The sequence below is a fragment of the Paenibacillus sp. R14(2021) genome, assembly GCF_019431355.1.
Lineage (GTDB): Bacteria > Bacillota > Bacilli > Paenibacillales > Paenibacillaceae > Paenibacillus_Z.
The window spans coordinates 2,702,410-2,714,479 of sequence record NZ_CP080269.1 but is presented as its reverse complement, the minus strand read 5'-3'; the positions used below and the strand labels follow the sequence as shown (position 1 = coordinate 2,714,479).

The following is a 12,070-nucleotide window of genomic DNA, read 5'->3' as shown; positions in this document are numbered from 1 at the left end:
TTCACGCCACTAACCTGTTAGAAATGAGGAAACGAATTTGAACTTCTTACGATTCCATAAGATAACCTCCCTCCTCACCGCTGCCGTTCTATTGAGCGGCGTATGGGGCCAAAGCGTTTTCGCTGACGGTCCTGAAGCTGAAGTGAAGCCCCGTATTCCGATGGATATTTCCAAGCTGGATGCCATCGTTCAAGAGAAATTAAAACAGCAATCTGACGCGGCTTCGGCAATCAAGCAACCGATTATCGCCAAGGACATTAATACATCCTCTTCCGAAAAAATAAACGTCATCGTTCAATTGAGCTCACAGCCGGGAGCGATCGGCAAATATGCGGCTCAAATGGGGCTTCGTACGATGGGGGTCGAAGCTCTCGAACAACAAGTTCAGACCGAGCAAGCTGATTTCATCAGCAGTGTCGGTCAGCAGGGGATCGACCTTAAAGTCAACTACCGGTACGAAACGGTCCTCAATGGCATGGAAGTCACTGTTCCCGCCAATCAAATTCCGCTGATGGCCAAGCTTCCGGGCGTTGTCTCGATTCATACGAACTTAACCTATTACTCGATTCCGGAAGAGGGCAGCGCTCTCGGAGTCGACAATCCCAAATACGATAGTAACCCTTTGAAGCAAATCGGGGCCGATATCGCATGGGATAAAGGCTTGACCGGCAAAGGTGTCAAAGTAGGCGTCATCGATACCGGCGGCGATTACGTGCATCCCGATCTCAAGGATGCGATCGATCCGGCGCATATCGGTTACGACTCGTTCAATCAGGATCCTGATCCCTATGAGGACTTACCTAACCCGGCTTACGAGTACGGCGGTTCGGTTCACGGAACCCACGTATCCGGAACCATTGCCGGCCGATTCGCCAATGCATCCGCCGCGGATATGGTTCAAAAAGGGGTTGCATACGAAGCCAGTCTCTATCTGTATAAAGTGCTCGGGGGAGAGTCGGGCGCTACAGGCTCCTCCGCTCAAGTCATTGATGGCATTGAGCATGCGGTCAAAGACGGCATGGATGTCATCAACTTGTCGCTCGGCAGCGATGCCGAGAAGGACCCGGACTCTCCGGACTCAATCGCGGTCAACAATGCGGTGTTGGCTGGAGTCATCGCCGTCGTTGCTAGCGGCAACGCTGGTGCTGCGGGCCACTATTATTATTCGATGGGATCGCCAGCTTCTGCGCAGCTTGGCATTTCTGTTGCTGCCGCCACCAGCCCTAGTGCGTATTACACGACCGCGTCGGTGACAAGCACGGTTGCCGGCGAAGCCTTCACTTCCATGCCGATTATGGGGACCTGGAAGAAAGGCGAAGAGGATTTTGAAACCATGCTTGGTTCCCGAACGATCGATGCCGTCTATGTCGGGCTGGGCAGAGAAAGCGATTACCTCGACTCGAGCTTCAACCCGATTGACGTAACGGGCAAGATCGCCTATATTTCCCGCGGAGACATTACGTTCGAGGAGAAAATCAAAACAGCTACCCTGCATGGTGCGGCGGCTGCTATTATTTTCAATGGTAATTACAAGCTGGACGAGTCGATGCAACCCGTTCCCGATCTTCAGGATGAGATGACAGATAGAAACGGTCCGATCGGACCGAACGCGTCGCTTGGAGATAGCTTGCGCTATCTGCCCACCTTCGATTGGGAAGGGAAACAAGGACGCGCCATCGCAAGAAAAGTAGTAGAGCATCCAGGAGCGCCATTCCAAATTACATTTGGCGATCCGAATCAACCAGCAGAACAAACGTTTACGAGAGTCGATGTGCCTGGCGATACCGTGGCGGATTTCAGTTCCCGCGGACCGAATTCGGATGGGAATTACGGCATCAAGCCCGACGTTACCGCACCCGGCGTTAACATTTACTCTACCCTGCCCGCTTATGGGAAGGACGATCCTAGCAAAAGCTACGCAGAAGCATATGGCCGCGAGAGCGGTACCAGTATGGCCACGCCGCACGTGGCAGGCCTGGCTGCCCTCTTGAAGCAGCAGGATATGCTAGACGGCGTAGAAGACTGGTCCCCTACCGATATTCGTGCCGCTCTGGCGAATACCGCGGAAATTCTCGGTACGGATAAAACGATCAACGGCATTCAATACGATGTGTATTCACAAGGTGCCGGGCGGGTGAATATCGCCAAAGCGATGGAAACCCCGGCGGTGGTGCAAGCTGTCGATCCCATTACCATCTATGATTTGAAATTAGACCCGATCACGATCGATAGCGAAGCGAGCAGCGTAAGCTTCGGGATGATCGACCCTGCATCGGACATGCCTGTAACGAAGCCTTTGCAGGTTAAGAACTTGTCCAATAATGAAGTCGTATACGCCGCGTCCGTCGTGATGCATCCGCAAGTGACGTCCGACCCGAGCGGACCGACGCCTACTCCGGACGTGAATGATATTCATATGGAGCTCGGCGGTCTGGATGTTGGCAGCGGAAGCTTGATTACGGTTGCTCCGCACAGTAAACACGCCTTCACCTTGTCAGGTAAGGCCGAAGCCAGCGACGAGATTGGCGTTGCGGAAGGGGTATATGAAGGTCATATTTTGCTCGAAAGCGCGGGAGACCCTTCGTTACCGGCTTTGCATTTGCCGTTTGTTATTCACATTGGGGAGAATTCGGATGATAACGAGCTGGGATTCCAGAATGTAACCTTATCCAGTCCTTATCTTTATTCCGATTCGACCATCGATCTATCAGTAGATGTCAGGTCGAATAAATTCGATTTGATCGAACTTTTGGTTTATAATTTGGCTGGCGAAGGCTTAGGCGTATACAATATAACCATGGATTTTGATGAAAAGAAGAATAATTACAATCCGCTCCCTAGCGGTAAATTAACGGTATCGGATATCGATACCAGTTATGGCTATGCTTACGATGTAGATTCCAATTATTATACGGAAGACTTATCGGAAGGACTCTATTCTTTCATGCTCGTTGGCGTAGATTTAGACGATGCTACCTTGGCGATCAAGGATAGCGCTGTTGCTTGGAAATCGTTCTACGTCAAGCCCGGACCGGCGCCAGACGGCAACGAGCCCGAACCGACGCCTGGCTCTGGCGGCGGTCCTGTATTTGGCGGTGGTTCAGACCCAGTACCGGCAGCGCCGGCTGGTAATCAAGAACTCATCGACTCGGTTGTTCCGAATGGGCAAACTACGTTTGAATTGCCTGCTGCAACCGAACCGAAAGGAACGCAATTGGGCGTAAACGTGAAGGACGACGATGTGCAAGAAGCAGTGGCAGCGGCCAAGGATACACCGGTTTCCTTCCTTGTGAACGTTTCCTCGGAGGAGCTGGATGAAGCGGAGCTTCAGCTTACAAGCTCACAAGTGAGTCAGCTGCGGCACGCGCCGAAGAATAGCTCTCTTGTGTTTACATGGAACCACGCAACCATTGCAACGCCGATTTCAGCGCTCGCTAATGTGCCCAATGGCTCCGATTATAGGGTCCGTATTGCCAAGGACGCACCAAGCGTGTCCAAGTTCGAACGGAAGTATGAGAAGTCCAAAGTCATCGGCACGCCTTATGCCTTCGAGGCAGTAACCGTTGATCATGGCACTGAGACTCCGCTTCCTTTAGAAGAAAACCAGGCGTTCAAACGGTCATTCCTGGTTGAACAAAGCGTAGACGCTGGTCATACCGGTGCCTTGTACATCGAAGGAAATAACGTTTACGCGGTGCCTGCGTTGTTTACTCGAACTTCCAAAGGACAAACGATCGTTACCGTAAGTCGTCCAGGCTTCTCGACTTACGCTGCGGTCATTCGAACTGCTGCATTCGAGGATATCGATAAATCGTGGGCGAAGACCCAGATTCAGTTTCTTGCCGATAAATTCATTCTAAGCGGCACTTCCGTGGCGGCCTATGCGCCGAAGAAGAACGTAACGCGTGCCGAGTTCACTTCCATGCTCGTTCGTTCACTCGGATTACAGAAAACGACAACACCTGTGCAGTTCAGCGATGTGAACAGCGATGCATGGTATGCTCAAGACGTAGCTGCAGCATACAAAGCCGGTCTTGTTTCCGGCTCCGGGGGGAAATTCAATCCGAATGCTGCAATCAGCCGTCAAGATTTGACCGTGATTCTTGCAAAGGCAATGAACCTGTTAGGCCTCTCCCAGCCGGTTGGAGCTCATCCATCGTTTAAGGATGCGGAACAATTCAGCAGCTACGCGAAAGAGAGCATCGAGATGGTTACCGAAGCAGGATTCATGCAGGGGGTTCAACTAAACGGAAGCAGCTACTTCCAACCTAAGCAGCCTACCACGCGTGAAGCCGTCGCTATCGTACTGAGTAACTTGCTCAAAAGCGCAAAATTAATTAACGAATAAAAGTATGTAAGATGGCTCCTGATTTCATCGGGAGTCATCTTTTTTGTTAAGCAATTTGTTCGGTTAAAACGCGAATGACCCGCAAGAATGGCACTATTCTCAAAGTGTCCATTTTACGGGTCAAAGTTAATTCGAGCGGATATCCGAAGTTTCGGGAGATGCTGCTTTTGTTTTTTGGCGTTTATGTAATTTATGCGATACTCCCCATTCATGCATCGTGATCAGAACCAGTTCTAAGCTTTTTCCGTATTCCGTGATGGAATACTCGACTTTTGGAGGAACCTGAGCGTAAACAATTCGTTCGACAATATCTTCTTCCTCTAACTCGCGCAGCTGCTTCGTAAGCATCTTTTGTGTGACGCCAGGGATCGCACGTCTTAATTCTCCAAACCGAATCGTATCGGACTTTAATAAATGAAATAGAATAATAGGTTTCCACTTACCGACAAGTATATCTAACGCATCGTCGACAAGGCATAGTTCCGGATCAAATTTGATTGTCATCGCAAAGCTCCTTATTGTCTTTGGTTAATGATGCTAGCTAGGTTTATTATGTTACGAAGATATCAATTGCGCCAGTAGTTTCATTGGTGTTTCATAGTATCCTCTAAGAAACTAGAGGGTGTGAGAAAACCCTGAAGCCGTCTTTCAGTTTCCTTTTGTAAACTATGTCACATTAATGTGCGTACTTAAGTTTTGGGTTATTAGGTGCCATAATAGTGTGCATAGAACTTCCCAATCGTTCTTATAGCAAAAGCAGCAATAATCACATCCGTAGAGAAGGAAGGTTGGTCTAAGATGGAACAATATCGTATCGATTCGAACAAAGGTTTGGAATTTGGTATTTACACGTTAGGTGATCATATTCCCAACCCTCATACCGGAAATCGGATTTCTGCCGAACAGCGCATACGTGAAATTATCGAATTATCCAAGCTGGCTGATCAGGCGGGCATCGATTTCTTTAGTGTAGGCGAAAGTCATCAGGAACATTTCACGACGCAGGCGCATTCCGTTGTTATTGCCACGATCGCCCAAGCGACGAAGAATATAAAAATCGGAAGTTCGTCGACGATCATTAGCACGTCGGACCCGGTTCGCGTTTACGAAGATTTCGCGACCATAGACCTCATTTCGGGAGGACGCGCGGAAATTATTGCTGGACGGGCATCACGCGTCGGGCTTTTCGATCTATTGGGCTATGACGTTCGAGATTACGAAGAGCTCTTCGAAGAAAAATTCGAGCTTCTAGTTAAATTAAATCAAGAAGAAACGATCACCTGGAACGGGAAATTCCGCGCGCCGTTGAATAAAGCTAACGTATACCCAAGACCTAAACACGGCTCGCTGCCGATTTGGCGTGCGGTAGGCGGGCATCCGGCCAGTGCAATCAAAGCGGGATATGCGGGCGTGCCAATGATGCTCGCTACATTAGGTGGGCCGGCTTCCTCCTTTAAAACTTCGATAGATGCCTATCGGGAAGCCGCGAAGCAAAGCGGATTCAGTCCTGAGAAGCTTCCAGTCGCAACCGCCAGCTTATTCTATGTGGCCGAAACGACGGAGCAGGCGATAAGCGGAGCCTACCCTCATGCGAACGCTGCACTTCAGTTAATTAATGGCGCTAATTATTCAAAACAACACTTTGCCCAGGGAGTCAATCTACGCGATGCCATGATGGTCGGTACGCCGGAAAGCATCGTCGAAAAACTGCTCTATCAGTACGAGCTGTACGGTCATCAGCGTTTTATCGCTCAAATGGATGTCGGCGGAGTTCCTTTTGAACAGCTTATGAAAAGCGTCGAAGTCATCGGATCGAAAATTTTGCCTGCCATTCGCAAATATACAGCTAGAAAAGAGGGGGATTAAAGTGAAGGTAGTCGGCATATCAGGCTCGAAGGTTGGCTCCAAGACCCGAACTGCAATGGACTATACAATGAATGAATTTGCTAAGAAGTATCCTGAGGCTGAAATATCGCTTATCGACTTGGCCGATTATGACATTCCATTTAGCGATGGCCGCAATTACTTGGATTATGATGGCGATGCGGGTTATGTAACGGCGAAAATCATGAAAGCCGACGCAATAATCATTGGCACTCCGATTTTTCAGGCATCAATACCCGCTACATTAAAAAATATATTCGATTTGCTGCCTGTGAACGCCTTCCAAGATAAAATCGTAAGCATGGTAGTAACAGCAGGCACGCCGAAACATTATCTAATGGTCGAGCAGCAACTAAAACCCATACTTGCCTATATGAAAGCCCAAATTGTTCAAACCTTTGTGTTTATAGAAGAAAAGGATTTTCATCGCAAAGAAATTATTAACGATGACGTCATTTTTCGTATTGAACGTTTGACAGAGGATACATTTGTTTTAACTGAAACGTATAAAAAAATTCGAGAAGAGAAGGAAGCGAGCTATAATTTCTAACTAACCGATCCTCAAGAGAAAGGGACATGCAGGACTAACACCTGCGTTGTCCCTTTTCGTTTGTCAAAAAAATAAAATAATCGCTTGACTTAAAGTCGACTTTAAGGTTTAAAGTGGTTTTTGCAGCCGGCGCAAAACATTTATGAAGGTTCAAATACAAGTTCAAAGGAGAGTTACAGCATGAGAACGATCGATCACATTTATATAAACGGGAAATTCGTGAAGCCGCATGGCACGGAAGTAATGGATATTATTAATCCTGCTAACAAGGAAGTAATCGGCAGAGTGACGCTTGGGGATGAGCAGGATACTCGTGATGCAATTGCAGCGGCGAAGGCAGCTTTTAAAACCTTCGCCAAGACGTCGATCGAAGAACGGGCTCACATGCTGCAGCGTCTGCATGATGTAATTATCGAGAAGTTTGACTTATTGAATGAGGCGGCGGTCGAAGAATATGGAGCTCCGGCCGCCGCAACAGCCGGACGTACCATGTATGCGGCCAAAAACTTCCTTCATAATCTAGATGTCATGAAAGAATTCCAATTCGAGAAGCGAATCGGTAAAGCAAAAGTCTCGCTTGAACCGCTGGGCGTTATTGGTCTGATCACGCCTTGGAATGCGAATTACACGCATATCTCCACGAAGCTGGCTCCTGCGATTGCGGCAGGGTGCACGGTCGTCATCAAAGCGAGCGAGCTAAGCGCCATTCAAACGCAAGTAATCGCGGAATGCTTCCACGAAGCCGGTATTCCGGCCGGCGTCATCAACTTCGTTAACGGCAGAGGCGATGTGGTCGGCGCGGAATTGACCCGTCATCCGGATGTCGCGATGATTTCGTTCACGGGTTCCACGAATGTTGGCAGAATCATTGCCCGGGACGGTGCCGCAACGATGAAGCGACTCGTGCTAGAGCTTGGAGGCAAGTCGCCAAACGTGATTCTCGACGATGCCGATTATCAAAAAGCTATTCCGCTGGCTGTCATGACCGCTTTCAGCAACAGCGGACAAGCCTGCCATGTCGGATCGCGATTAATCGTTCCCGAGCATCGCTTGGAGGAAGTTAAGCAGCTGGTGATCAAAACGGTGGAAGGCATCAAAGTGGGGAACCCTTGGGAAGAAGGAACGTTTATCGGTCCGATGGTCAGCCAGAAGCAGTATGAAACAGTCCAACACTATATCCATCTTGGTGTAGAACAAGGCGCTGAATTGATCATCGGCGGCTCGGGGCATCCGGAAGGCTTGGATAACGGCTACTATGTCAAGCCTACCGTATTTGCGAATGTCACCATGGACATGACGATTGCCAAGGAAGAAATTTTCGGACCTGTCCTTTCGATCCTGAGCTACAAAACAGAAGAAGAAGCGATCGCGATTGCTAACGATACGATCTATGGCTTGTCCGCCTATGTCAGCTCCAGCAATCTGGAGAGAGCGAATGATGTTGCATCCCAGATTGTATCGGGCCGAGTACTCATTAACGGTTTGTACGACGAGCCGAAGGCGCCGTTCGGAGGATTTAAACAGTCCGGTATTGGAAGAGAATGCGGCATTTACGGTCTTGAATCCTATGTCGAACCCAAAACAATCCTAGGTCACGATGCTGTACCGCAATAATATCGGATAAGTTTCAGTAGGTTACGCTGGCAGCAGCATGGGGTCCCCCAGAGGGGGGTTCCCTTCTTGTCTGTTCCAGTTCACCAAGAATAAGACTTTTTATCATCGGAAAAACTATCCTCAAATTAAGAAATGAGAGGATAATTACAGGTGCGTACACTTAATCAGCATTTTATTAACGGGCAATTCGTACAATCAATTGGCACGGATGTTCAGGAATTGGTAAACCCCGCTAATAAAAAAACGATCGGAACACTCGTTCTTGGGAACGAGCACGATGTACAATTGGCCATCGCAGCTGCCAAAGAAGCATTTAAATCGTTCGCCAAAACAACGGTAGATGAACGAATCCAGATGCTTCAGAGACTACACGATGCCATTATGGCAAGAGAAGAGGAGCTAACCAGAGCGGCTGTCGAAGAATATGGTTCTCCGGTAAAGCCATCTAAAGGCCGTACCACCTTCGCTGCGCTGACCTGCCTTTATGCCAAGGAATCCTTGAAACGGTTTTCCTTCGAGAAAATGCAGGGTACAACCAAAATTATTCTTGAGCCATTGGGCGTCATAGGCGCAATAACGCCATGGAACGCCAATTATACGCATATTTGCAATAAAATAGCCCCGGCCATTGCTACGGGATGCACGATTGTCTTAAAACCTAGCGAACTTAGCGGACTGCAGACGCATCTATTAATGGCATGCATAGCCGATGCGAAATTGCCGGCAGGTGTCGTGAATATTGTGAATGGAACGGGCCAAATCGTAGGGGCAGAACTTGTCCGGCATCCGGATATTGCCAAAATATCCTTTACCGGATCGACTCCTGTCGGAAAAATCATTTGTAAAGATGCATCCGGCACGCTCAAAAGATTGGCATTAGAGTTAGGCGGGAAAAACCCCAACATCATCCTGGATGATGCCGATTTCTCCAAAGCCATTCCAATGGCTATTACCATCGCGTTCAGCAATACGGGTCAAGCCTGTCATGCAGGCACGAGATTGTTAGTTCCTGAGAACCGATTGGACGAAGCGAAGGAACTGTTAAAGCAAGCCGTTGCTTCAACCAAAATCGGAAATCCCATGGATGAAGACTCTGTATTAGGTCCACTTGTTAGCCAAAAACAATACGATACCGTACAGCGCTACATCCAAGCCGGGATTGACGAGGGGGCAGAATTAATCGTTGGCGGACTAGGTCATCCTGAGGGATTGGATGAAGGGTTTTATGCGAAGCCAACCGTGTTTGCCCACGTAACGAATGATATGAAAATCGCCAAAGAGGAAATTTTCGGTCCGGTTCTTTCGGTCATTTCCTACAGAACAGAAGAAGAAGCGATTGCCATTGCGAATGACACGGTATTTGGTTTGGCCGCTTATGTTAGCTCCACGGATATGGAAAGAGCACGGCGAGTAGCTTCGCAAATTATCGCTGGGCGTATTTTGATCAACAAGGCCGTCCAAGATGATCCCTATGCACCGTTCGGCGGATTCAAGCAGTCCGGTTTGGGCCGAGACTCCGGCGTATACGGTTTGGAGGAGCATGTCGAGCCGAAAGCCATACTCGGGTATGAAGCTCATTAAGCGGACAAGGCCATGACGGGAACACCAGGCTTCATCTCATAACGATGCCTCAGCCCGGTTGTAACCAGCTTAGCCATTTCGTTTTAGTGGCTGAAAGGAGCAGGCCCTCATGAATAAAAGCTTTAAAATAACTTTGCTAGCGCTGGCGGTTACATCAACTCTGGCGCCCATGCTAGCGGCACCGGCAGTCAAGCTTCTTATGCTCGACTTCACAGAGGCGAATACGGTGCTTATTCAACTCGTCGTCACGTTCGCGTCGTTCTTTATTTTGCCGAGTTTGCTGATTGGAAACCTATTGTCCAGATGGCTTTCGAAGAAAACGCTTCTTGTCATCGGATTGATCTTATATGTCATTGGCGGAGTTGGCCCCGCATTAATGAATTCAATTGGAGGCATTCTGACCCTGCGCGCGGTATTGGGTCTCGGCATCGGCTTAATTACACCGCTGATGAATGCAATCGTCGCCGAGTATTTTGATGGCGAGGAACGCTCCAAAATGAACGGTCTCACTGTCGGAGTAAATGGACTCGGAGGCGCCTTCTTCCTCATAATTGGCGGAGCAATTACGGCATTAGGATGGAGAGGCGTGTTTTGGACTTATTCTTTCGGCATCGTTTTGCTGATCCTGGTACTGGCTTTTATTCCTGGCGGCAAACCGGTTATTACTAGAGGCGAGACCGCTAGCGACGTGAAATTGTCCTTGCCTGTCGGTGTTTATGCAGTTGGCTTGTTAACCACAGGTCTTATGGTGCTGTATTATGTCATTCCGACAAACCTGGCTTCTTTTGTCGTAGATAACCATCTTGGAAACTCCGCAACGTCGGGTTATTTAACAGCTGTTTCGTTCATATTCGTCTTTTTCGCCGGAATCATCGGAGCCAGACTCCAGCATTTATTGAGAAAAGGCTCCGTTGCCTTTATTTTATTTTTATTTGGTGCAGCGTTTTTGTTGTTGGGCGAGGCGCATAACCTATGGATGGTTGCTGCTGCGGTAGGTATCGTTGGATTCGGATTTGGTTTTGCTTACCCCATTTTGTTGAGTAAAATGGCGATCGTTGCAACGACTGCTCATCGAACGCTGGCTATCATGCTTATGACCGCATTTGCGAATGTAGGTCAGTTTATTTCGCCGCTTATCACAAACGGCATTCAATCGGTCTTGGATCTCAATTCCATTCGCGGCGTCTTACTCCTCATAGGGGTGCTTGTAACAGGTTTATTCATCGTCTCCGTTATTCGAGTGATCGTCAGCAAAAAGGAACTTGTTAAAGCTTAAATCTACTATACAGAGGGGGAGCGAAAGAATGGGAACGGGAATTACGATAAAAGAGGCTTCCGAGCAATTGGGGATCCCCGCTCACACGATTAGGCATTACGATAAAGAAGGCCTTATACCTTTCCTGGGACGCGACGAACATGGAAATCGTATCTTTAAGCCCCAGGATGTAGAATGGATCAAGCTCATGACCTGTTTCCGCGTAACCGGCATGCCGATAATTCAACTTAAGAAAATTGTAGATCTGGCTCTTCAGGGGGAGTCTACTTTGGAGTCCAGAAAGCAAATTCTAGAGCAGCATAAAGAAGAATTAAACAAGCGGCAGCGGGAACTGGACCTCGCTTTTGAAGCGGTTAATCGGAAGCTTGAGCGTTACAGAGAGATTCAGAAAGGGACAACCAGTGAGGAGTCGGCTTTCCGGATGGAATAAGGATCTTCTTAGCTCAGCTAATAAAACAGATGGCCTCTGAATTTATCGGGGGCCATCTTTTTTTATGATTGGTAAGGCTCGATCCGAGAACGCCTATCGCTTTGCATTAAATCATAGTATACAACGCATTCTAATAGCATCTAAATACGCTGGCTGCAGGCAAAGACGCATTCAAGCTCTCCGCCTATCAGGTCCCAGCACAATTCGCCTTTATTCTTATAGCTTCGATATCCTTTCAAAACCGCTTGACAACTGGACCGTGGTCCGGTTATATTGGGTGATGTAAAGCGGATCACGGTCCGGTTGATTGTATTTTACCCCTATACAGATAGCGGGTCAATAAGCTAGGGACGTATGTGACCATAGTCTGTTGGTTGTGTTTCCAAT

At 48.4% G+C, this 12,070-nt stretch carries 8 protein-coding genes; 7 read left to right on the top strand and 1 reads right to left on the bottom strand.

What is annotated here, in order from left to right; all coding sequences use genetic code 11:
* Positions 1-37 precede the first annotated feature (37 nt).
* Positions 38-4,348: a S8 family serine peptidase gene (locus tag KXU80_RS28295; RefSeq protein WP_219838550.1), complete on the top strand. Its 4,311-nt coding sequence runs from the start codon at positions 38-40 to the stop codon at positions 4,346-4,348.
* A gap of 126 nt (positions 4,349-4,474) precedes the next feature.
* Here the strand turns inward: KXU80_RS28295 and KXU80_RS12645 are convergent, their stop codons facing one another.
* Complete coding sequence (locus KXU80_RS12645; RefSeq protein WP_219838549.1) at positions 4,475-4,852, bottom strand: winged helix-turn-helix transcriptional regulator; 378 nt, start codon at positions 4,850-4,852, stop codon at positions 4,475-4,477.
* A 294-nt stretch (positions 4,853-5,146) separates the two neighbouring features.
* Between KXU80_RS12645 and KXU80_RS12640 the strand changes: the two genes are divergently transcribed.
* The 6 genes from KXU80_RS12640 (at position 5,147) to KXU80_RS12615 (ending at position 11,683) form a co-directional block, all read left to right on the top strand.
* Positions 5,147-6,214, top strand: a complete 1,068-nt coding sequence (locus KXU80_RS12640) for an LLM class flavin-dependent oxidoreductase (RefSeq protein WP_219838548.1) — start codon at positions 5,147-5,149, stop codon at positions 6,212-6,214.
* Between the two features lies 1 nt (position 6,215).
* Positions 6,216-6,782 carry an NADPH-dependent FMN reductase gene (locus tag KXU80_RS12635; RefSeq protein WP_219838546.1) on the top strand — a complete coding sequence of 189 codons (567 nt, stop codon included), beginning with the start codon at positions 6,216-6,218 and terminating at the stop codon, positions 6,780-6,782.
* A 180-nt stretch (positions 6,783-6,962) separates the two neighbouring features.
* Entirely contained in the window at positions 6,963-8,396 is a 1,434-nt protein-coding gene (locus KXU80_RS12630) for an aldehyde dehydrogenase family protein (RefSeq protein ID WP_219838545.1), read from the top strand.
* A 150-nt stretch (positions 8,397-8,546) separates the two neighbouring features.
* Positions 8,547-9,977, top strand: a complete 1,431-nt coding sequence (locus KXU80_RS12625; RefSeq protein WP_219838543.1) for an aldehyde dehydrogenase family protein — start codon at positions 8,547-8,549, stop codon at positions 9,975-9,977.
* A 109-nt stretch (positions 9,978-10,086) separates the two neighbouring features.
* A complete protein-coding gene (locus KXU80_RS12620) occupies positions 10,087-11,253 on the top strand; it encodes an MFS transporter (RefSeq protein WP_219838542.1) in 1,167 nt (388 codons plus the stop codon).
* A gap of 28 nt (positions 11,254-11,281) precedes the next feature.
* The gene (locus tag KXU80_RS12615; RefSeq protein WP_219838541.1) at positions 11,282-11,683 is read left to right on the top strand and encodes a MerR family transcriptional regulator; all 402 of its coding nucleotides are present in this window, start codon (positions 11,282-11,284) and stop codon (positions 11,681-11,683) included.
* Positions 11,684-12,070: the final 387 nt, after the last annotated feature.

What these genes read in the sequence shown, in the direction of transcription:
- KXU80_RS12645 (WP_219838549.1), bottom strand. Translation starts at nt 4,852, where the DNA reads ATGACAATCAAATTTGATCCGGAACTATGCCTTGTCGACGATGCGTTA.
- KXU80_RS12640 (WP_219838548.1), top strand. Translation starts at nt 5,147, where the DNA reads ATGGAACAATATCGTATCGATTCGAACAAAGGTTTGGAATTTGGTATT.
- KXU80_RS12630 (WP_219838545.1), top strand. Translation starts at nt 6,963, where the DNA reads ATGAGAACGATCGATCACATTTATATAAACGGGAAATTCGTGAAGCCG.
- KXU80_RS12620 (WP_219838542.1), top strand. Translation starts at nt 10,087, where the DNA reads ATGAATAAAAGCTTTAAAATAACTTTGCTAGCGCTGGCGGTTACATCA.
- KXU80_RS12615 (WP_219838541.1), top strand. Translation starts at nt 11,282, where the DNA reads ATGGGAACGGGAATTACGATAAAAGAGGCTTCCGAGCAATTGGGGATC.